Here is a 21,529-nt window from a genome sequence, read left to right as displayed (position 1 = left end):
AAAATAACGGTTATTTTCTTTCATATATAAAACAGACTTATATTGGCATAAAGGGAAGTGACGAGAACAGCTTAACTATTCTCGTCCAAAATTACTCCTTGGATGAAGGGGTTTTCATGTATTATATTAACAGAGCTTTATTAATATTTAATTAAGCCATTGTTAATATATTGTAAACATCCTTCATCCTATTTTTCAGTTGCTGATTTTGGTAAAACAACTGTAAATGTTGTCCCTTCCCCAACTTCACTATCCACTGTAATTGTACCGTGATGCGCCTCTACTAAATGCTTGACAATTGATAACCCAAGGCCTGTACCACCAGTATTTCTACTTCTCGCTTTATCCACTCGGTAAAAGCGTTCAAAAATACGCGGAATTTCCTCTTTACTAATACCAATTCCAGTATCCGATACTTTTATATAAACATTATATTTATCGTCCGCTAACTCTACTGAAACAACGCCTCCAGCCGGTGTATATACGATCGCGTTATTCATTAAATTAATAAAGATTTGTTTCAAACGACTTGGATCTCCAATAACAGAAGCACGTTTTAATACATTCACTTGTAAAGAGATTTCTTTTTCTCCTGCTTTATTATCAAGCACCATATGAATATCTTCAAGCAGCCCCTTCATGTCAACGGTTCCCATATTTAATTTAAATCCTTGTTGTTCAATCTTCGACAAATCTAATAAATCTTCAATTAACCCTTGCATACGCTCACTTTCTTTTAAAATAATGTGCAAGAAATGTTCGCAGAATTTTTTATTATCCATCGCTCCGTCTAAGAGTGTCTCTGAAAAACCTTTAATAGAAGTAATCGGTGTCTTTAATTCATGAGAAACATTCGCTAAAAAGTCTTTTCTCATTTGTTCTAATTTCTTTAACTCTGTTATGTCATGGAATACGAGAACAATCCCTTTCCATTCATGGTTTGTCCCGATAATCGGCGCTCCATATACTTCGAAATGCTTCCGCTCAATTCCAAGTGGCAATAACATTTGTTTACGCACTTTCACTTCTGTCATAAAGATTTCTTCTACAAGCTCAATAATTTCTGTATGATGAAACGATTCATAATATAAGCGATCTAAATATTCTTCATCTGTTACGTGGAAAGTTTCCTTATAAGAGCGGTTTACAAGGTTTATATACCCGCGGCTATCAATTAAAATCATTCCGCTTCCCATATTTTCAATTAACGTATGCAGACGATCTTGCTGCATTTCTTGTTCAAGTGTCATCTCTTGTAAGTTACGAGCTAAAATATTAATCGCTTTACTCAGCATTCCTGTTTCATCCGAATGACTTTCGTATGCACGTGCTTTATAATTACCCTTTGCCAATTCAATTGCAACTTTCGTAACCGATTCAATTGGCCTAATATATTGCCCTGTAATTTTCATACCTAAAAATACAACTACGAGACAAGCAATGACAAATCCGATAATTAATAATCCCCACGTTTTTTGATGTACGTCTTTTAAAGGATCGATTGTACTTTTCACCAAAACGTATCCTTGTTTTCCTTCTACATCTTGAACGAACACCGCATGATAAAATTCATTCTTTCGATCTGTCTCTTTCGTAATCACTTTACTTCGTTGTTTTGCCACTTCCGAAGTAAGTTCTTTAATCGTCTCTGGACTAAATGCCAATTCTTGTCCTTTTCTATATTGAACTTTCTTTTTTTCATCCACAAATACGATAGAAGCTGGTATTTTTTCTTCTAACTTTTCAAATACGTATGGATTTTTTAAAACATTATCAAAACCTTGCTCTTCTGCTAACGCCGCAACATACTCCGTCTCTTTTACCATTCTCTCTTTAGCATGATCTATATAGTAGTTTTCAAACACAGTTTCTAGCAATAAACCTAGTCCAACTAAAATAAATACAATAAGAGAAACAAATGTAAAAAGAAGCCTGGAACGAAATTTATTCATTCCCTTTTGGCTCCTCTAATTTATATCCTAAACCACGTATCGTTTTAATGTACGTCGGTTTTTTCGTATTTTGTTCAATTTTATCGCGCAAATGGCTAATATGAACATCAACAATTCGTGTATCACCAGCAAAATCGTAATTCCATACAGCACTTAATAATTGATCACGCGTCAACACGCGACTTTTATTTTTCGCAAGATACACAAGTAGTTCAAATTCTTTTGGTGTTAATTCAAGCTTTCTTCCTTGGAAATAAGCCTCATAAAACTCCGGTAAAATTTTAAGTTCTGCAATTGTGATGCTATCTTCATCTGGCGCTTCTGCAACTTGTTCTTCTTGTTGTAATTTCGTGCGGCGCAAAATTGCCTTCACACGAGCAACAACTTCCCTTGGACTAAATGGCTTCGTCATATAATCATCTGCCCCAAGTTCAAGGCCTAGCACCTTATCAAACTCATCATCTTTTGCCGTTAACATTAAAATCGGCGTCATAACGCGCTGCAATCGTAATTCTTTACACACTTCCATACCATCCATTTTCGGAAGCATTAAATCTAATATAATTAAATCTGGGCGTTCTGTTGTCGCTTTTTGAAGCGCCATTTCTCCATCCATCGCTGTTATAACTTCAAACCCAGCTTGTTGTAAATTAAATTCGATTAAAGTTAAGATAAATTCCTCATCATCAACTACTAAAATACGATTGTTCATTCTTTTCCTCCAAGTTATAGACTTGAAACCTTCTTCATCCTAGTATTTTCCCCGTTATTCTCATCATACTAGAAAACAAGGTCCCTCTCAATATAATTGTCTATTCATGGAGATCGTTTGTGTAGAATTGAGAAAATAGAAGTAATTACGATTCACCTGCAACTACACAGGATTTTGCCAAACTTTATAGATTGCCCTCTCTTCTTTAAAGCTCACTTCCGTATGAACTATAAAATCTTGATTTTGTGCTAGGAAAAACGAAAGAGCATACGCTATTTTATAATCTGGTGTTTCATATCCATCAAATACTCTCCCGTACATTTCATTCGCAACCCCGTCTGCCCACACTTCAGCTTCTCTTACCGTTTCAAAGATCACGTCTTCTCTTTTCCACCTCACCTAAAAAACCACTCCTTTAATTGACTTCAATTACCGATAATTATATTATTAATCTTAATATATAAATTAATAATATACGGAGGTCTATTATGCGACTAATACTATCCATTCTATCTTTAGCAGTCACATGTATTCTTGCTTTCAACACTCCGAGCTGGGATACGATTAAAACGGGGTGCTCAGAATTTGCTGAAGGGTTCAAAGAAGGATTCTTCAACTAAAAATAGCGCTAGCATCCTTATTAAAGGTATGCTAGCGCTATTCATATTTTCATCTTTTAAAAATTATCTAATGCTTTTTCCATAATGGAAACAGATTTATAAGGTGGCGTTACTGTTAATGAACCCTTTACAACAGTTTCTCCTTTTTCATCATGAGCAGATACAAGCATATCAATTGTATGTTCCTCCTCAGAAACAGCCACAACTTCAAAGTGGATTTGTAACGTTTCATAATGGTGAACATGTTTCACGAATGTAAGGTCCTTTCTCGTAATATGACTTCCTGGACCCGGTAAATATTTCGTAACCGCCGTTGTAATCATTCCCGTTAGCATAATGCTTGGTACAATCGGCTTTTCATACGGAGTTTGGGATGCGTAATCATGCTGAATATATAATGGATTGGCATCATTCGTTAACCCTAAGTACAATAACAAATCTTTATCCTCAACTTTTTCAGTGATAGATAATTTCTCTCCTACTGTAATTTCATCCATTTTACGACCAATTTGAACTTTTTTCTTTAACATGTTACAACCCCCTCCGATTTTTTTCACCTTATTATCCTACTAAAAGCGATACCTTATCCGAACTTTACTATGATGAGGGCAATATATAGTATAAATCTATAGTTTCATTATAGGATACTACAAATGACAGCGTTTTCATATTATTTCAAAAAAACAATTCGGTAAATAGTAGAAAAAGATTCGGAATCCCGAATCTTTTTCACTACTATTCAATTATTAAACAAGAACTTTCATTACGTTACGTACAGATTCTACAGAGCGATCTAACGCTTCTTTTTCATCTGAAAGAAGTTCTAATTCAATAATTTTTTCAATTCCGTTACCACCTAGAATTACTGGTACCCCTAAGTAAAGGTCACTATAACCATACTCACCTTCAAGGTACGCAATAGCTGGTAATACACGGCGTTGATCTTTTAAGATTGCTTCTGTCATTTCAACTAAAGAAGCTGCTGGTGCATAATATGCACTACCGTTTCCTAATAAGCCTACAATCTCACCGCCACCTTTACGTGTACGTTCTACGATTGCTTCTAAACGCTCTTTCGGAATTAACGTTTCTAACGGAATGCCACCTGCATAAGAATAACGCACAAGAGGTACCATATCGTCACCGTGTCCACCAAGAACAAATCCTGTAATGTCTTTTACAGAAAGATTTAATTCTTGTGCGATGAATGTACGGAAACGAGCTGTATCTAATACACCCGATTGGCCGATTACACGCTCTTTCGGGAATCCTGCTTCTTTAAATACAGAATATGTCATTGCATCAACTGGATTTGTTAACACAACAATAATTGCATTTGGTGAATGTTTTGCAATGTCGCGCGTAATACTTTTCATAATTTTAGAGTTCGTTGCTACTAAGTCATCACGGCTCATACCAGGCTTACGTGCAATACCTGCTGTAATAACGACAACGTCAGAATCAGCAGTATCTGCGTAATCAGATGTTCCAATAATGTTAGCATCAAAACCTTGTACTGGGCTCGCTTCTAACATATCTAACGCTTTCCCTTTTGTTGGATTTTCCAGTTGTGGAATGTCCACTAATACAACATCTGCAAGTTCTTTTTGTGCTAATAAGAATGCCGTTGTTGCTCCTGTAAATCCTGCACCGATGACTGAAACCTTCTTGCGTTTGATTGTCATAATTTACCCCCCGCTTTAATTATGCGTTTTTGATTATCGCTACATCCATGTTTTTAATAAGCTCATTAGCAAACTCAGAACACTTCACTTCTGTTGCGCCTTCCATTAGGCGAGCGAAGTCATATGTTACTACTTTTGATGCAATTGTTTTCTCAACTGAATCTGTTACTAATTTCGCTGCTTCATTCCATCCTAAGTGTTCTAATAATAATACACCTGAAAGAAGAACTGAAGATGGGTTTACTTTATCTAAACCTGCATATTTTGGAGCTGTACCATGTGTAGCTTCAAAGATAGCATGTCCAGTCACATAGTTAATGTTTGCACCAGGTGCAATACCAATTCCACCTACTTGTGCAGCAAGTGCATCAGAGATATAGTCACCATTTAAGTTCATTGTTGCAACAACATCGAACTCACGTGGACGAGTTAAAATTTGTTGTAAGAAGATGTCTGCAATAGAATCTTTTACGATGATTTTTCCAGCCACTTCAGCGTCTGCCATCGCTTTATTTGCTGCATCTTTACCATCTTTTTCAACAATGCGATCATATTCAGCCCAAGTAAATACTTTGTCGCCGAATTCTTGTTCCGCTACTTCGTAACCCCAGTTTTTGAAAGCACCTTCTGTAAATTTCATAATGTTTCCTTTATGAACTAATGTAACAGAAGAGCGTTTTTCATTAATTGCATATTGAATTGCAGCACGAACAAGACGCTTTGTCCCTTCTTCTGAGATTGGTTTAATACCAATACCAGATGTTTCTGGGAAGCGGATTTTATTAACACCCATTGCTTCTTTTAAGAAAGCAAGAACTTTTTCTGCTTCTGGAGATCCTTGTGCATATTCAATTCCAGCATAAATGTCTTCTGTATTTTCACGGAAAATAACCATATCAGTATCTTCCGGACGTTTTACAGGTGAAGGAACACCTTCAAAATAACGAACTGGACGTAGACATACATATAGATCTAATTCTTGACGAAGTGCTACGTTTAGAGAACGAATACCACCGCCAACTGGAGTTGTAAGTGGACCTTTAATTGCGATTAAATATTCGCGAATTAAATTTAAAGTTTCTTCTGGTAACCACTCGCCTGTTTGGTTGAATGCTTTTTCCCCTGCAAGCACTTCTTTCCAAACGATTTTCTTCTCACCATCATAAGCTTTTTCAACTGCTGCTTCTATTACGCGAGATGCAGCTGCCCAAATATCAGGACCAATTCCATCTCCTTCAATAAATGGAATAATCGGATTGTTTGGTACATTCATAACACCATTAGTTACAGTAATTTTTTCACCTGTCGTCAATGTGATAACCCCCATGTTTGAATTTCATATGTATGAAACTGAGGGAATAACCCCTCAGTTCAAACCGTTAGTCAAATTAAAATATTCTAATCATTACATCTTTCCGAAAAAATCAGACTTTTGAAAGCGTATTTTCACTATCGAAATAGTGTTTTTTGCTTATCTTTGTGCGATTGGAACATACACTTGATGCGTTGGTCCATTATAATCAGCACGCGGACGGATTAAACGGTTATTTTCATATTGTTCTAGAATATGAGCTAACCAGCCTGACATACGGCTAATTGCAAAAATAGGTGTAAATAAGTCATGGTCAATTCCTAAACAATGGTATACAGAAGCTGAATAGAAATCAACATTTGGTGGAAGACCTTTTTCTTTTGTTACAATGTCTTCAATTTTGATAGACATATTATACCATTTGTCTTCTCCTAAAAGCACGCATAATCTCTTAGACATTTCACGTAAGTGTTTTGCACGCGGATCACCTTGCTCATACACACGGTGACCAAATCCCATGATTTTCACTTTATTTTGAAGAGCATTATGAATATATGATTCTACATTTTCTTCTTCGCCAATTTCAGTTAACATCTTCATTACATTTTCATTCGCCCCACCGTGAAGAGGACCTTTCAACGCACCGATTGCTGCTGTAATACCAGAATATACATCTGAAAGTGTAGCTACGCAAACACGTGCAGTAAATGTAGAAGCGTTTAACTCATGATCCGCATGAAGTACAAGCGCCTTATCAAAAGCTTCAATTTCAACTTCATTTGGCTCGCGATCATTTAACATGTACAAGAAGTTTGCAGCTAATGATAAATCTTTTCTTGGCTCAACAATATCTAAACCTTTACGGATTCTCGCGTAAGCAGCAACTAAAGTTCCCACTTGAGCCTGTAATTTAACCGCTTTCAAATAATTAGACTTTTCATCCATAATTTCAGCGCTCTCATCGTATAATGATAGCATGGAAATCGCAGTTCGTAAAACAGACATCGGATGTGCAATTTTTAAATCTACTTGTTTCAAATATGTTAAAATCTCACCTGGAACTTTATAGTATTCAGATACAATTTCATTAAATTCCGCTAGTTCTTTTTCATTAGGAAGCTTGCGGTGCCATAATAAGTACACTACTTCTTCAAACGTAGCATTCTCAGCTAAATCATCAATATTATACCCAACATAAGTTAATGTATCATCAATAATAGAGCTCACAGATGATGTTGTTGCTACTACCCCTTCTAAACCTCGAATAACAGTCATGACATTCTCTCCTTTTCCTGAAAATTCTCCCAACCTTGCTCCTTATATCTATTTGCTCCCCTTATGAATTATGAACGCCCGTTCACTCTTTAGGCAAGCAAAATGCACGATCATGCAAATTTGTTGCGATGTTCCCCTCTTATTGTCCATTGTTTACATGGAAAGCATGAGCGTGAATGTCTCCCCGAATCCTCACGCTCAAAACAACAAGTTAGTGAGGAAAATACATTCCGAAGAGTTTTATGATAAAAACAACATAAAACAATATCATTATAAAATTGTTTTATGTTGTTTTTATTTTATCTGGTGTAAAGTCTCTGCTGTTATGTAACTTTTCAAAGTTTCTAATCCTATTATAAACAATTATCTGACTTTTGTGAACAGAAAGAATTCAAAAATTTTATATTACTATAAAATTCCTTATTTAAACATTTGTATAATACTCATAACCGCATAGGCAATTCCAGCCCCAATTAACGGACCAACAGCAACCCCATTAAATAACGCAACCGCTATAATTGTCCCAAAAACAAGCGCAGTTGTAATATGAGGATCCGTTGTCAACAATTGTACGCCGCCTTTCGCTAACAAAGCGACCGCTACACCTGAAGCTAAAGCAATCCACGCATAATACGATTTCGCCGCTTCTCCAAGTTGTTTAAAACCTATTTCCCCCGTCGCAATCGGTACGAGCACCGCTATTGTAATGACCGTTACACCTAGGTTAATTCCTTTCGTTTGTAAATAAGGAAAGACCTTATCTCCTAAAAACGTAAACTTCAATAGAAATAACACACCAATAGCTACAGTAAGCGATTGGTTTTTAGCAATAAGTCCTATAATAAGTAGTATGAATAAAAATAACGTTGACTGACTAATCATGTTTGCACTTCCTTTCTGAAAATAATGAACTCATTTCCAAACAAAAATACCTTTAAACCTATCGTTATACATGCTATATCGATGCCTATCCAACATGAATCACTTCATTTTTTATGTATTTTAAAATGAAAAACTGAGACTTTCACCATCAAAATTTAAGCATGTATACATTTTAAAAAACGGGCGTCTCTTCTTTCTTTTCTAATTAGAAACAGGTAAAATAAAAAGAAGAGAAAATGAAGTTTTTACCATATAGTAGAAGCATCACCAATAGGCTTTCACAGCTATTCATATACCGAAAAAAGCAGGTTAAATCCATCATTCCACTATAACATAAAGTAAAACTTTAATCAGTTGGGCATCTTCCGCTGATTATTGACCTTCACCAATTGGGCTTTGGCGGGAGATTTACTGCCGATAAAGTGAGACTTTAATCAGCAGAGCACGCTAGTTATAAGTTGAACGAATTAGGATAATCCAAATCGGAATGGGAGGTATACATCTTTGAACCGAAACTTACTATATATGATATTGCGACTCATATTTGTCATTGTAGCAACGATAGCTGGGTTCTATGTATTACTATACATGTCAGGGCTTATCTATCCTTTTATTATCGCTTTTGCATTTGCTTATTTGATTAATCCTGTCGTCAATTTCCTTAATCAAAAACTACAATTTCCTCGCGCACTAGCAGTACTCGTTAGCTTAATTCTCGTATTTGGAGCTATCGTTGGACTTGTTACATATCTTGTGACTGAAGCAATATCTGCCACAACATACTTACTCCAACTTGTTACAGTAAAGTTTCCGGATATCGTTACATTCGCTCAGCAATTTGCACTTAATCATATTATGCCTCTCTACGATGATTTAATCTCTAAATTTAATCATCTTGGAGAACCACAGCGCTATACAATTACACAAAACATCCAAAACTTAGGAACAGAAGCAACAACACAAATGAAAGAACTTTTAACCGCCATTATAAGTGGGTTAACGAATTTCATTAGTGCACTGCCAACAACGTTAACTGTCCTTGTATTCATTTTATTAGCCACTTTCTTCATTAGTTACGATTGGCACCGTCTTGCTCAGAAAGCAAGAAATTTGCTACCGAATCGTGTACATGGATACGGAAAAACTATTTTTGTCGATTTAAGAAAAGCTTTGTTTGGTTTTGTGAAAGCACAACTTACACTCGTATCTATGACAACCGTTATTGTACTGATCGGACTTTTAATATTACGCGTACCATACGCCATTACTATTGCGATTATTACAGGAGTTGTAGATTTACTACCCTATTTAGGAACAGGCGCGGTCTTCGTTCCGTGGGTTATATACGTATTTTTCACTGGCGATACCGCATTCGCCATTGGCCTTCTCATTTTATACATCGTCGTGATTGTCCAAAGACAAATTATGGAGCCGAAAGTACTTTCATCTAACATCGGTCTCGATCCATTAGCAACACTCGTCGCTCTATTTGTCGGCTTTAAGCTTTTTGGCTTTTTAGGATTAATCATCGGTCCAGTCACCTTAGTACTACTTAATACATTACACAAAGCTAATGTCTTCCATGACTTGTGGAAATATATTAAAGGTTCACCTTCAAAATAACAGTTTCTAATTCATACAAAAAATCAAGCTATAATCAGTGGGAAATTCCCACTGATTATTCCTTTTACCTATTTTCCACACTACTCACACGCAACAAGAGAATTACCCAGAAACAGGATAATCCTCTTGTTTTTTTGCATAAAAAAACACATATTGTAGCTAAAAATACATTTTTATTCTATTTTACCTATAATTATTACTTACATTTATTACTTTTTATGTAAATGAATAAATATACAAAACGGCATAAAATAAGGCTTCAACTAACAATCCCCACCTTTTATATTAATTCTTTACACCCATCGCTCCTTTATATACGAAAGCAAAACTTTAATTTGGCTGCATTTCGCACCATCTTATTCATCCAAATTAATAGCACTAAAAAATCACACGTTTAATCGAAGCACAACAAGAGTTCAAACGAAAATTATATAGCAAATATAATAAGCGGACGTTTCGTTCATCCCCCCACATCAAACACTTACGAGCATCCCAGCTTTGAGATAGAAATTCCACACCCTACAAATAACGCGGTAAAGCAAAGCTTCAATCAGAAAGTTCCTCCCCTCTTACAAGACAAAAAAATAGCACTTAGATCGTTATAATCTAAGCGCTACTTCTGAATGATAATAGTAGAGTTCTTTCTAAACTTCCATTCCATCCACTTCATAACAAGCGGCTTCAATAAAGCTCTCGTAATAGGGATTACGCAGATAAACCCTAGCACATCTGTCACATAACCAGGAAGCACTAAGAGAATACCTCCTACAAATACAAAAATACCATCTAGTACTGCCTCACCTGGCATTTCCCCTCTATTCAACTTAGATTGAATCTCTCCAAGCACTTTAAATCCTTGTCTTTTCGCCAAATACACACCTACTACACCTGTAAATACAATCATAGCGAACGTAGACCATAAACCTATTACATGACTTGATCCGATTAAGACCGTAATCTCAATCGCCGGTATTAAAATAAACAAGAATAGTAACCACTTCATAGTTCTACACCTCTCTCACAACTCACTTTTAACGCCCTCACAACGCCTATATACATCATATGAAATATAATACCCTTTCATATTAAAACCCATAACAAACAGCTTTTAAAAGCAATTCTAGGCGTTTTAAGCTAATTCTATCTCGTTTTTGTGTAAAAAAAAGAGAAGGACTCCGATCCTTCTCTCCGTATTACTTATAGCACTTCCGCATGTCCATTATAAACAATTCCGCGTGCTGCATCAACTGTTACTTCTTGGCCATTTTTTAAAGTTGCTGTTACGCCGTTTACACCAACGATAACAGGAATACCGATTGATACGCCTACAACAGCAGCATGGCTTGTTAAGCCACCTTCTTCTACAACTAAAGCAGCAGCTTTTTCGATTGCAGGAATCATATCTTTATCAGTGCTTGTTGTAACAAGGATATCACCTTCGTTTACGTTCGCTACAGCTTCAGCAGCTGTTTTTGCTACAACTACTTTACCTTTTGCAGCTTTACGACCGATTCCTTGTCCTTTAGCAACTTCTTCACCAACAACGTGGATTTTCATTAAGTTTGTTGTACCAGTTTCAGCAACTGGAACACCAGCAGTAATTACTACAGTATCTCCAAGGCCGATTAGACCTGCATCCATACCTGTTTGAATTGCTGTATCTAACATTTCGTCAGTTGAAGCTGCGCGCTTCTCAGCCATAAATGCTTGTACACCCCAAACAAGTGCAAGACGACGCCCTACTTGCTCGTCAGATGTTACAGCTACGATTGGAGATTTTGGACGGTATTTAGAGATCATTTTCGCAGTATGCCCACTTTCTGTTGGAGCTACGATTGCAGCTACATCAAGAGCAAGTGCTGTATGCGCAACAGATTGGCTAATTGCATCTGTAATTGTTGGAGTGAACTCTTTAATACGTTTTTTGAACATATCTTCGTATTGTAATGATTTTTCAACACGTACTGCAATGTTAGCCATCATTGTTACTGCTTCTACTGGGTATTGACCAGCAGCTGTTTCACCTGAAAGCATGATTGCATCTGTACCATCGAAGATTGCGTTAGCTACGTCACTTGCTTCCGCACGAGTTGGACGTGGGTTGCGTTGCATAGAGTCTAACATTTGTGTCGCAGTAATAACTGGTTTACCTAACACGTTACATTTTTTGATTAGACGTTTTTGTACTAATGGTACTTCTTCTGGTGGAATTTCTACACCCATATCACCACGAGCTACCATTAAACCGTCAGAAACTTCTAAGATTGAATCGATGTTGTCGATACCTTCTTGGTTTTCGATTTTCGGTACGATTTGGATGTATTGAGCGCCATGCTCTTCTAATAATTCACGGATTTCTAATACGTCAGACGCTTTACGTACGAATGAAGCTGCGATGAAATCAACTTTTTGCTCGATACCGAAGATGATATCTTTTACGTCTTTTTCAGTGATACCAGGAAGCTTAATGCTTACGTTTGGTACGTTAACACCTTTTTTATTTTTTACAGTTCCGCTGTTAAGAACTTTTGTACGGATGTTTCCATCAGCTTTTTCGATTACTTCTAGTTCGATAAGACCGTCATCGATTAGAATGCGAGAACCTGGGTCTACATCGTCATAAAGACCAGCATAAGATACAGAGAACTTCTCTGCAGTACCTAATACTTGCTCAGTAGAAAGAACTACTTCTGCACCTGTTACAAGCTCAGCTTGTCCGTCTACGAAGTCGTGAGTACGGATTTCTGGACCTTTTGTATCAAGTAAGATACCAACTGTTTTACCAGTTTTCTTTGAAGCTTCACGAATGTTTTTAATACGAGCTCCGTGCTCTTCATGGCTACCATGAGAGAAGTTTAAACGAGCAACGTTCATACCTGCTTCAATTAATTGCTCTAATTTTTCAATACTTTCACTAGCAGGACCTATTGTACATACAATTTTAGTTTTACGCATATTGCACCTCCGAAAATTATGAAACCGTTCCCAAATATCCGACATTACGCCGATTAGATGGATAATTCTTTAGATAATTGATACATATCTTTATCGATTGTATGCTTTTGAGCTAACGCTTCGATAATATCATGATCAACAAGTTTGTTATCTTGAATACCTACACAACGTCCACCTCTACCAGCAATTAATAATTCAACTGCTCTTGCGCCAAGACGACTTGCTAATACACGGTCTTGTGCACTTGGTGATCCGCCACGTTGTACGTGACCTAATACAGTTACACGAGTATCAAAGTTTGTTGCTTCTTCAATGTGCTTACCAATGTCAATTGCACTTCCAACACCTTCAGCTACAACGATAATACTGTGTTTTTTACCACGTTCACTACCACGCTTCAGACGAGCGATAACATCATCCATGTCATACTCTTCTTCTGGAATTAATATTGTTTCTGCACCATCAGCTAAACCAGCCCATAATGCGATATCACCAGCGTGACGTCCCATTACTTCGATAACATATGTACGTTCATGAGATGTAGCTGTGTCACGGATTTTATCAATTGCATCAATAACAGTGTTTAAAGCTGTATCGAAACCAATTGTGAAGTCTGTTCCAGGGATATCATTGTCGATTGTACCTGGTACACCAACACATGGGAATCCTTGTTCAGTTAATTTTTTAGCGCCTTGGTAAGAACCATCTCCACCAATAACAACAAGTCCTTCGATACCATGTTTCTTTAATTGCTCGATACCTTTTAGTCGTACTTCTGGGTCTTTAAACTCAGGACATCTTGCTGTATATAATTTCGTACCACCGCGGTGGATAATATCGCCAACAGAACCAAGTTCTAATTTTTCAATGTGACCAGAAATTAATCCAGCGTATCCATGGTAAATACCATATACTTCAATATCATGGAAAATCGCTTTACGAACAACTGCACGAATGGCAGCATTCATACCAGGTGAATCTCCACCACTTGTTAATACACCAATACGTTTCATTTGTACTCACCTCATAAAGATTATTTGCCTTATAATAAAATAACACGAAAAAATATAAAAACACAATGGAGAAGATGTGTCTTTTCATAATAAAAACGTGCATTCGCGAAGAGGAACGCACGCTTTTCTTATTTTATCCCAATGGAAGCGTTTGAAAACGAAACTTGCCCAATTTTCATATATTTTTCATAACGTTTTTCGATTAATTCATCTTTCGAAATTCCGTTTAATTGTTCAAAAGTTTTTCTAATCATTAAGTCTATATTTTCTGACTGTTTTAAAAGATTACGGTGAGCTCCACCTTTTGCCTCTGGAATAATTTCATCAATTACACCTAATTCTTTCAAATCTGCTGCTGTAATTTTCATTGCTTCTGCAGCTTCCTTTGCTTTTCCTGCATCTTTCCAAAGAATTGCCGCTGCACCCTCTGGTGTAATAACAGAATAAGTGGAATTTTCTAGCATATGAATGTAATCTCCTACTCCAAGACCTAGCGCACCACCACTACCGCCTTCACCGATAACGATACAAATAACTGGTACCGTTAAACCTGCCATCTCAAATAGGTTGCGGGCAATAGCTTCACTTTGTCCACGTTCTTCAGCTGCTTTACCAGGATAAGCTCCCTTCGTATCGATGAAACAAATAATAGGACGATTAAACTTTTCCGCTTGTTTCATGAGACGCAGTGCTTTTCGATATCCTTCTGGATGAGGCATTCCAAAGTTACGGCGAATATTTTCTTTCGTATCTTTTCCGCGCTGATGCCCAATTACAGTTACAGGCATCCCTTTATATTTCGCAATGCCGCCGACAATCGCTGCATCATCGCCAAATAGACGATCTCCATGACATTCGAAAAAATCAGTAAATAAGTGCTCAATATAATCGAGCGTTGTCGGTCGTTCTGCATGACGAGCAATTTGAACACGGTCCCATACTTTTAGATTGCCGTATATATCTTCCTCTAAATTTTCTAGCTTTTCTTCCAAAATACGAATCTCCTCACTGAAGTCCATCTGGCTGTTTTTCGTATAGTCTTTCAGTTCACGAATCTTATTTCTTAGCTCAACAACTGGTTTTTCAAATTCTAGCTCTGCCATACAGCCAATTCCCCTCCTTGATGAACTTCTAAAATCTTGCGAAGCGATTCTCTCATATCATCACGATGCACCACCGCATCTAATTGACCATGATCTAGTAAGAATTCTGCCGTTTGGAAATCTTCCGGTAGTTTCTCACGCACCGTTTGTTCAATTACACGTCTACCAGCAAATCCGATAAGTGCACCTGGTTCTGCAAGATTATAATCACCAAGTGAAGCGAAACTCGCTGAAACCCCGCCCGTCGTTGGGTGAGTCATAACAGAAATAAATAACCCTCCTGCATTACTATGCTTTTTCAAAGCTACGCTTGTTTTTGCCATTTGCATTAAACTTAATATCCCTTCTTGCATACGGGCACCACCCGAAGCAGTAAAGATAATAAATGGAACTTGTAAGTCGTACGCCTTTTCAACCGCACGGGCGATTTTTTCTCCTACTACAGAGCCCATGCTCCCCATTCGAAAACGAGAATCCATTACTGCAACAACAACAAGCATGTCATCAATTGTTCCTTCACCAGTTACAACCGCTTCGTTCAATTCAGTCTTCTTACGATCGCTCTCTAGTTTCTCTTCATAACCTGGAAACTCGAGTGGATTTAATGAAACCATTTCTTTGTCATACTCACGGAATGACCCTTCGTCCAATATACTATCAAGACGTTCCCATGCATTCATAGGATGATGATATCCACAATTCACACATACTTTTAAATTTTTTAGAAGTTCTTTCGTATACATGATTTTTTTACATTCCGGACATTTTGTCATAACGCCATCTGGTACATCTTTTCGTACTTGTTCTGAAGGTATTGCAGCGTACTTTTTCTTTTTCACGAATAAATCTCTTAGCACAATTTGACCCCCTTCGTTGAGAGCTAAGGTTAGCGTAAGAAGAAAATGGGGCTAACACCAAAGTTTGATGTTAGCCTTATCTTCTCAATCTGTCTAATAACCTCACTCTTTACGTTTAACTTTAACCGCTACGCGGTAGAATGTTTGTCATAACGTGTCATGGTCATTTCGACAAATTTTATACATTACGAGTGAAACTGTATATTCTCTACTAATTCATCGTAAATTTTTAGTGCATCATTTTCTTGTTTTTCTTCCAAAGTAGCATAAAGCTTTCTATACATATCGATAGAATCTCTTGAAACTTTACAAGAAAGAGTTGCTACGTAATCATTTACGATCATCCAAATGCGATATAGTAAATAATTATCGACTTGTTCAATAAGTGTTTTAAAGAACGTTTGATGAAGCGTTGGGATTGAGCTTTCATTTTCTTCAAGTACTTGGTGTAATCTACTTAGTACTTTAGAAAACGTTTCTTTCGGTAAATTACATACAATTCGAATCATATCTTTCTCAAGCAATCGTTTTGTTTGTAATAAATCACGAATTGTTTTCTCATCTTGCAGTAAGAACGGAGCAATTAATTGTACAAGACCGTTATCATAAAAGTTTCGAATAAACGTCCCTTCACCACGTCTCGTTTCAATCAATCCTACCAGTTCTAAAGCACGCAATGCTTCTCTTACAGAGGAACGTCCTACGTTTAAGCGTGAACTTAACTCGCGCTCAGACGGCAAACGATCCCCCGCTACCAATCCATCCTCTTCCATAATGGAACGGATTTTTTTTACAATTTCGAGATATACTTTTGTATTTGATGATGTCAATGGAAATTCCTCGCTTATTCTTTACCAATCAGCGCTAATTGTTTTGTTTTTTCAGCGATCTCATTTGGATCTACTTGACGGCGAGCTACTCCTGTCTCCATTGCTGCTTTTGCAACGTAAGCCGCTACTTGAGGCGCTACACGCGCGTCAAATGGTGCTGGAATGATATAGTCTGCATTCAACTCATCTTCTGCTACAAGCTCAGCAATAGCCTGTACAGCTGCCATCTTCATTTCTTCGTTAATTTGTGTCGCATGTACGTCAAGTGCACCGCGGAAAATACCAGGGAACGCCAGTACATTATTTACTTGGTTCGGGAAGTCAGAACGACCTGTTCCAACAACAGCTGCGCCCGCTGCTTTTGCCAATTCTGGCATAATTTCTGGAACTGGATTTGCCATTGCAAAAATAATCGCATTGTCATTCATTGTACGAACCATCTCTTCTGTTAATGCACCTTCTGCAGATACACCAATAAATACGTCCGCACCTTGTACAACATCAGCTAAAGAACCTTCTATACGATTCTTATTTGTATATTTTGCAACTTCATCCTTCACCGGATTCATACCTGTAGGACGACCATCATAGATTGCCCCTTTACGGTCACACATAATAATGTCGCGTACACCATAGCGATATAAAAGTTTAATAATTGCAATACCTGCTGCACCTGCGCCATTTGCGACAACTTTAATGTCAGACATTTTCTTTCCAACTAATTTCAGTGCATTTACAAGACCTGCTACTGTTACGATAGCTGTTCCGTGTTGATCATCATGGAAGATAGGAATATTTGTTTCTTTTTTCAAACGCTCTTCAATAATGAAGCAGTTTGGTGCTGCGATATCTTCTAAGTTAACGCCGCCAAAAGTTGGCTCCATTAATTTTACAGTTTCAACAATTTTATCTACATCGTTTGTATTTAAGGCAATCGGGAATGCATCTACACCAGCAAAGCTCTTGAATAATACAGCTTTACCTTCCATTACTGGAAGAGATGCTTCAGGTCCAATGTTACCAAGACCAAGTACAGCCGTTCCGTCTGTCACAACTGCTACCATATTTCCCTTCATCGTATATTCATATACCTTACTTTTATCGTCATAAATTTCTTTACAAGGTTCTGCAACCCCTGGAGAATATGCAAGACTTAAATCTTTTGCATTTTCTACTTTTACTTTTGATACAGTTTCTAATTTTCCTTGATGCACTTTATGCATGTGAAGTGCTTCTTCACGAAGTGTTGACAAACTATCCACTCTCCTCAAATTATTCTTGCTGATATCAATTTCTCCAAGTGGTCTGACCACGAACACTACTACTATAATAATCGAAGTGTAGGGAAATTGTCCATTATATTTTCACAACTACATTTTCTTCCCCGACAATTTCACGAAGTGCTCCTAAACATTCTTCACTTGGATGAATCGATAAACTCCGAGATAATTGTACCATTTTATGTTCCTTTTCATAATAAATTAGTACTTTCGCAAAACCTGAATAGTCGAACAATATTTTCGTAACCTGATTTAAAAGCTTTTTCTCATACTGAGACGGCCATTTCACGTAAACAGATGCGTCTTTCTTTTCTTCATAAACATCCATTTCCTCTAGCGGATATAGCCCATTTACAATCCATTGCAGCTTATGATTTCTTAGCTCAATCGTACCGTCAACTAAAACAATTGCTCCTTCTTGTAACTTGTCCGAGAAATGTATATACGTTTCCGGGAAGAGGACTGCTTCCATTTCATCATTTTGATCACAGAATGTAATAAATGCCATCTTTTGAAACTTTTTCGTACGAATCACTCTCACACTTGTTATATACACAATAGCTCTTTGTACTTTTTTCTTGTGTCGCATCGCCTGAGCGAGAGATGGAATTTCTAATTCTTTTGCTAACTTTACATACTGCGCTGTCGGATAACTTGATAAATAAAAGCCAAGTGCTTCTTTCTCTTTATTTAGTTGTTCAATAAAAGATAGCTCTTCTCCTTGTACGTATTTTGATTTTGGAACAGCATCTCCTAAATCACGTGCGAGATTCGCGTACTCTAATGCCCCTTTAATACTTTTCCATAAATTCGTTCTCGAAACACCAAAATCATCAAAACATCCCGACCAGACGAAAGCTTCTAAATTGCGCTCCGTTACAAACTTTGACGGCAAACGGAGACAAAATTCAAACAAATCTTCGAACATTTTTTTCTCTCGTTCTTCTAATAATGCCGTCACTGTAGCCATTCCAATATTTCGAATCGAAAGTAAACTGTAACGTATCGCATTCCCCTCTATTTGGAAGTTGTAACCACTTTTTTGAAGAGACGGCGGCAAAACGTGAAAACCTTTCCGCTTCGTTTCTCGTATATACTGTACAATTTTATCTTCATTTCCAATTGCACTTGATAATAGTGCCGTCATAAATTCCAGCGTATAGTTCGCTTTTAAGTAGGCAAGTTGATATCCGATCATACTGTAAGCTACAGCGTGACTTCGGTTAAAACCGTAATTCGCAAATCTTACAATTAAATCGTAAATTTTCTCAGCAGACGTCTCATCGTAACCATTTTGCAAACAACCTTGGACAAAATGCTTACGTTCCTGATCTAAAATATCACGATTCTTTTTACTCACTGCACGGCGCAGTAAATCTGCTTCACCAAGCGAAAACCCTGCTAACTTCGATGCAATTTGCATAATTTGTTCTTGGTATACAATGACGCCGTATGTTCTTTCTAAAATTGGCTTTAAATCCGGATGTAAATATTCAATTTTTCTTTTTCCATGTTTCGATTCAATAAAGGTCGGTATCTGTTCCATCGGTCCCGGTCTGTATAATGAGTTAACAGCTACGATATCTTCAAACTCATTCGGTTTTAACCCGCGAAGTACATTTCGCATACCACCTGACTCAAGCTGGAATACACCTGTTGTATCCCCTCTCCCTAATAATTGGAACGTCTTTTCATCTTGAAGAGGTAAGTTTCTTATATCGATTTCTTTCCCTGTTTTGTTCGCGATAAATTTTACAATATTTTCAAGTAACGTTAAATTACGTAATCCTAAAAAGTCCATCTTAAGCAACCCAAGTTCTTCTAGCGCATCGGCTGGATATTGCGTAACATAAACATCGTTATGTCCTTCTTGAATTGCTACACTGCCTGTTAGCGGTTCTTGACTCATAATAACGCCAGCCGCATGAATAGACGTATGACGTGGTAAACCTTCTACACGTTTTGCGATTTCAAACACACGCTCATGCAGAAGATTCCCTTGTATAAACTCACGAAGTGATTGTGATTCTTCATATGCATCTTTTAACGTTATACCAAGCTTTGATGGGATAAGTTTTGAAAATATATCAATATCTCGCGGCGGAAGCCCCATTACGCGGGCAATGTCTCTAATTGCCGCTTTTGCTGCAAGCGTACCAAACGTTACAATTTGCGCAACACGGAGCTGACCGTATTTATCTTTCACATAGCGAATCATCTCATCACGTCTTACGTCTGGAAAATCAATATCAATATCGGGAAGCGTCACACGTTCAGGATTTAAAAACCTTTCAAATAATAGATCGTATTCAATCGGATCAATATCTGTAATTTCTAATACGTATGAGACGAGTGAACCAGCTGCCGATCCACGACCTGGTCCTGTTAAAATATGATTTTCATGTGCATACTTCATAAAATCCCATACGATGAGGAAATAATCACTAAATCCCATACGAGAAATAACATTTAATTCATGATTTAAACGCTTTATATGCACTTCTTTCGGCGCACCATATCGTTTCCGCAAACCTTCTTCACAAACACGACGCAAGTATATATCACTCGTTTCATTAGACGAAACAGGAAACTTCGGAAGTTGATTTACATGGAACGGTATTTCTACTTGGCAACGCTCTGCAATTTTCATTGTATTTTGGATTGCTTCCGGCGCATGGGAAAATAGTGCTTCCATTTCATCCGATGACTTTAAATAATATTGATCTGTTTTCAGCCTCGGCCTATCTGGATCAGTCATTTTCGTTCCACTTTCAACAGATAGTAAACATTCGTGAACAAGTGCGTCACTTTGATTGATATAGCGCACATCGTTTGTTGCAACGACTGGAATATTAACCCTACTAATAAATTCAGGTAGTTTCTCTTGTAAAAGCAACTCATCTTGAATCGCATGATGCTGCAAACTCATATAAAAATGGCCGAACATATTTTGATATGTGCGAGCTACTTCTTCAGCCTGACTCTCATTGTCTTCTAGTAATAATTGCTCAATTTCGCCATCTTTACCTGGTGAAATAGCAATTAATCCTTTCGCATAATGCGCAAGCCACTTCTTAGGAATACCTTCTTTGGATTTTGTCATAATACTGCTAGAAATCTTTAATAAATTTTGGTAGCCTATTTCATTCTCAGCAAGTAATACAAGCGGATAAGACTTTTCTTCTTCTTCACTAAAAATAGAAGCGGTTAATCCAATAACAGGCTGTATACCATGTTTCTTACATGCTTTATAAAACGGAATAACGCCATACATAACATTTTCATCCGTAATAGCCAGCGATGAAAAACCAAGTTCTTTCGCCCTGACTACAAGCTCATCAATTTTACAAGCACTTTTTAATAAACTAAAAACGGTTTGACATTGTAAATGCACAAACTTCACTGTTGTACCCTCTCTTTACCTATTTGA

At 37.2% G+C, this 21,529-nt stretch carries 18 protein-coding genes; 2 read left to right on the top strand and 16 right to left on the bottom strand.

Going from position 1 to position 21,529, the window contains the following annotated elements; translation table 11 throughout:
- Window positions 1–188: 188 nt before the first annotated feature.
- The 3 genes from phoR to ACTJJY_RS12890 form a co-directional block, all read right to left on the bottom strand.
- A complete protein-coding gene (gene phoR / locus ACTJJY_RS12900) occupies window positions 189–1,952 on the bottom strand; it encodes a sensory box histidine kinase PhoR (protein WP_440605662.1) in 1,764 nt (587 codons plus the stop codon).
- Window positions 1,945–2,664, bottom strand: coding sequence for a two-component system response regulator PhoP (phoP, locus tag ACTJJY_RS12895; protein WP_001065220.1), 720 nt, complete (start codon window positions 2,662–2,664; stop codon window positions 1,945–1,947). Before phoP ends, phoR begins: the two co-directional genes overlap by 8 nt.
- 162 nt (window positions 2,665–2,826) lie before the next feature.
- Window positions 2,827–3,063, bottom strand: a complete 237-nt coding sequence (locus ACTJJY_RS12890; protein WP_001267383.1) for a hypothetical protein — start codon at window positions 3,061–3,063, stop codon at window positions 2,827–2,829.
- Between the two features lie 89 nt (window positions 3,064–3,152).
- Here ACTJJY_RS12890 and ACTJJY_RS12885 point away from each other — a divergent pair, with 89 nt between their 5' ends.
- Window positions 3,153–3,284: a hypothetical protein gene (locus tag ACTJJY_RS12885; protein WP_440605661.1), complete on the top strand. Its 132-nt coding sequence runs from the start codon at window positions 3,153–3,155 to the stop codon at window positions 3,282–3,284.
- Between the two features lie 56 nt (window positions 3,285–3,340).
- On the opposite strand, the gene ACTJJY_RS12880 is transcribed toward ACTJJY_RS12885, so the two are convergent.
- The 5 genes from ACTJJY_RS12880 to ACTJJY_RS12860 form a co-directional block, all read right to left on the bottom strand.
- Window positions 3,341–3,814, bottom strand: coding sequence for a MaoC family dehydratase (locus ACTJJY_RS12880; protein WP_440605660.1), 474 nt, complete (start codon window positions 3,812–3,814; stop codon window positions 3,341–3,343).
- Between the two features lie 216 nt (window positions 3,815–4,030).
- Window positions 4,031–4,969 (bottom strand): malate dehydrogenase, encoded by a 939-nt coding sequence (gene mdh / locus ACTJJY_RS12875; protein WP_440605659.1) that lies wholly within the window; start codon window positions 4,967–4,969, stop codon window positions 4,031–4,033.
- A 19-nt stretch (window positions 4,970–4,988) separates the two neighbouring features.
- Window positions 4,989–6,281 carry an NADP-dependent isocitrate dehydrogenase gene (gene icd, locus ACTJJY_RS12870; protein WP_000206893.1) on the bottom strand — a complete coding sequence of 431 codons (1,293 nt, stop codon included), beginning with the start codon at window positions 6,279–6,281 and terminating at the stop codon, window positions 4,989–4,991.
- 159 nt (window positions 6,282–6,440) lie between these two features.
- The gene (gene citZ, locus ACTJJY_RS12865) at window positions 6,441–7,589 is read right to left on the bottom strand and encodes a citrate synthase (RefSeq protein ID WP_000503651.1); all 1,149 of its coding nucleotides are present in this window, start codon (window positions 7,587–7,589) and stop codon (window positions 6,441–6,443) included.
- A 387-nt stretch (window positions 7,590–7,976) separates the two neighbouring features.
- Entirely contained in the window at window positions 7,977–8,438 is a 462-nt protein-coding gene (locus tag ACTJJY_RS12860; RefSeq protein WP_000625507.1) for a DUF441 domain-containing protein, read from the bottom strand.
- Between the two features lie 504 nt (window positions 8,439–8,942).
- Between ACTJJY_RS12860 and ytvI the strand changes: the two genes are divergently transcribed.
- A complete protein-coding gene (ytvI, locus tag ACTJJY_RS12855) occupies window positions 8,943–10,061 on the top strand; it encodes a sporulation integral membrane protein YtvI (RefSeq protein WP_440605658.1) in 1,119 nt (372 codons plus the stop codon).
- 613 nt (window positions 10,062–10,674) lie between these two features.
- Here the strand turns inward: ytvI and ACTJJY_RS12850 are convergent.
- From ACTJJY_RS12850 to dnaE, 8 genes are all read right to left on the bottom strand, one after another.
- On the bottom strand, window positions 10,675–11,064 hold the full coding sequence (locus ACTJJY_RS12850) for an FxsA family protein (protein ID WP_000871631.1): 390 nt from the start codon (window positions 11,062–11,064) through the stop codon (window positions 10,675–10,677).
- 194 nt (window positions 11,065–11,258) lie between these two features.
- Window positions 11,259–13,016, bottom strand: a complete 1,758-nt coding sequence (pyk, locus tag ACTJJY_RS12845; RefSeq protein ID WP_001232667.1) for a pyruvate kinase — start codon at window positions 13,014–13,016, stop codon at window positions 11,259–11,261.
- A 53-nt stretch (window positions 13,017–13,069) separates the two neighbouring features.
- Window positions 13,070–14,029, bottom strand: coding sequence for a 6-phosphofructokinase (gene pfkA, locus ACTJJY_RS12840; protein ID WP_000821158.1), 960 nt, complete (start codon window positions 14,027–14,029; stop codon window positions 13,070–13,072).
- A gap of 128 nt (window positions 14,030–14,157) precedes the next feature.
- Window positions 14,158–15,132 (bottom strand): acetyl-CoA carboxylase carboxyl transferase subunit alpha, encoded by a 975-nt coding sequence (accA, locus tag ACTJJY_RS12835; protein WP_000818801.1) that lies wholly within the window; start codon window positions 15,130–15,132, stop codon window positions 14,158–14,160.
- Window positions 15,120–15,989, bottom strand: coding sequence for an acetyl-CoA carboxylase, carboxyltransferase subunit beta (accD, locus tag ACTJJY_RS12830; protein ID WP_000942855.1), 870 nt, complete (start codon window positions 15,987–15,989; stop codon window positions 15,120–15,122). Before accD ends, accA begins: the two co-directional genes overlap by 13 nt.
- Window positions 15,990–16,174: 185 nt before the next feature.
- On the bottom strand, window positions 16,175–16,819 hold the full coding sequence (locus ACTJJY_RS12825) for a FadR/GntR family transcriptional regulator (protein WP_000204444.1): 645 nt from the start codon (window positions 16,817–16,819) through the stop codon (window positions 16,175–16,177).
- A 14-nt stretch (window positions 16,820–16,833) separates the two neighbouring features.
- The gene (locus ACTJJY_RS12820; protein WP_161114790.1) at window positions 16,834–18,042 is read right to left on the bottom strand and encodes an NAD(P)-dependent malic enzyme; all 1,209 of its coding nucleotides are present in this window, start codon (window positions 18,040–18,042) and stop codon (window positions 16,834–16,836) included.
- 133 nt (window positions 18,043–18,175) lie between these two features.
- Window positions 18,176–21,502, bottom strand: a complete 3,327-nt coding sequence (dnaE, locus tag ACTJJY_RS12815; RefSeq protein ID WP_440605657.1) for a DNA polymerase III subunit alpha — start codon at window positions 21,500–21,502, stop codon at window positions 18,176–18,178.
- Window positions 21,503–21,529 lie beyond the last annotated feature (27 nt).

The organism is Bacillus sp. 22475 (assembly GCF_052044835.1).
In the GTDB taxonomy this organism is placed as follows: Bacteria; Bacillota; Bacilli; order Bacillales; family Bacillaceae_G; genus Bacillus_A; species Bacillus_A cereus.
The sequence above is the reverse complement of the archived record's forward strand: the minus strand, read 5'-3'. Positions and strand labels throughout refer to the sequence as shown.

Bases quoted from the DNA above. Each gene is read 5' to 3' on its own strand.
- ACTJJY_RS12860 (WP_000625507.1), bottom strand. From the start codon at position 8,438: ATGATTAGTCAGTCAACGTTATTTTTATTCATACTACTTATTATAGGA.
- pfkA (WP_000821158.1), bottom strand. From the start codon at position 14,029: ATGAAACGTATTGGTGTATTAACAAGTGGTGGAGATTCACCTGGTATG.
- ACTJJY_RS12885 (WP_440605661.1), top strand. From the start codon at position 3,153: ATGCGACTAATACTATCCATTCTATCTTTAGCAGTCACATGTATTCTT.
- pyk (WP_001232667.1), bottom strand. From the start codon at position 13,016: ATGCGTAAAACTAAAATTGTATGTACAATAGGTCCTGCTAGTGAAAGT.
- ACTJJY_RS12880 (WP_440605660.1), bottom strand. From the start codon at position 3,814: ATGTTAAAGAAAAAAGTTCAAATTGGTCGTAAAATGGATGAAATTACA.
- phoP (WP_001065220.1), bottom strand. From the start codon at position 2,664: ATGAACAATCGTATTTTAGTAGTTGATGATGAGGAATTTATCTTAACT.
- ACTJJY_RS12820 (WP_161114790.1), bottom strand. From the start codon at position 18,042: ATGCATAAAGTGCATCAAGGAAAATTAGAAACTGTATCAAAAGTAAAA.
- ACTJJY_RS12850 (WP_000871631.1), bottom strand. From the start codon at position 11,064: ATGAAGTGGTTACTATTCTTGTTTATTTTAATACCGGCGATTGAGATT.
- accA (WP_000818801.1), bottom strand. From the start codon at position 15,132: ATGGCAGAGCTAGAATTTGAAAAACCAGTTGTTGAGCTAAGAAATAAG.
- phoR (WP_440605662.1), bottom strand. From the start codon at position 1,952: ATGAATAAATTTCGTTCCAGGCTTCTTTTTACATTTGTTTCTCTTATT.
- mdh (WP_440605659.1), bottom strand. From the start codon at position 4,969: ATGACAATCAAACGCAAGAAGGTTTCAGTCATCGGTGCAGGATTTACA.